A 694-nucleotide genomic window follows, 5' to 3' on the forward strand; every position below is an offset into this window, starting at 1 on the left:
ACAGAGTTCGTTAACCATACGCCCGCACCCTGTGAGCATCATCGCGCAGGTGCCTCTCGTGAACCAGGTTCGTCTGATCACCGCTGCGGACTTCTCCAGCGACTGCCCCGTACCGCTCGAACTCGTGGCGCAGCTCACCCGCGCAGAACCCGACGCGCGCCTCAGCCTGCTCGACGGTCTCACAGAGATGACGCGGGCACGGCTCGCCGTCTGGCTCTACGGCCGCAGCCACACCCACGAGATCGGCGTGCGCGTGGCCGCGACCTGCGAGGAGGCAACTCTGCGCAACATCGCTGGCCTTGTCGGCAGCCAGCTCTATGAACTCTCCCGACAGCCCTACGCAGCGGCGAGCCATGGCATGAACGGTGGCGGAGGGCGGCGGCAGGTCAGCCTCGGCGGATCGCGCGCCTCAGCCCACGCCTTCGCGTAGCGGCCCACCTCACTCAACGGCACATCGGCATGCCCTTCGTACAGGATCTCCTCGCCCGCTTCCGTCAGACAGTCACCGCATATGCGGGTGACGAGGTGCTGATGCAGGCCGGCGTCTCGGCGGCGGCCAACGTCATCGTCGCTGACGGCGAGGTCGCGGGTGCGGAGTTCGAAACCGCGCTGACCGGCGTGATGGCCAGTCCGATCCTGGAGAAGGGCTACGACGTCCTGATGCTGGAGGAGGCGCTGTACGAGGCGATCGGCC

At 67.3% G+C, this 694-nt stretch carries 1 protein-coding gene and 1 pseudogene; both read left to right on the forward strand.

Annotated elements, in window-relative coordinates; translation table 11 throughout:
- Positions 1-430 (forward strand): hypothetical protein (locus MKK82_RS20440; RefSeq protein WP_243986609.1); only part of this gene is annotated, 430 nt, incomplete at its 5' end.
- A gap of 29 nt (positions 431-459) precedes the next feature.
- Positions 460-694 (forward strand): annotated as a pseudogene (locus tag MKK82_RS20445) (Tellurite resistance protein TerB); the annotation flags it as partial.

Origin of the sequence: Methylobacterium sp. E-046 (assembly GCF_022829625.1) — a bacterium.
In the GTDB taxonomy this organism is placed as follows: Bacteria; Pseudomonadota; Alphaproteobacteria; order Rhizobiales; family Beijerinckiaceae; genus Methylobacterium; species Methylobacterium longum.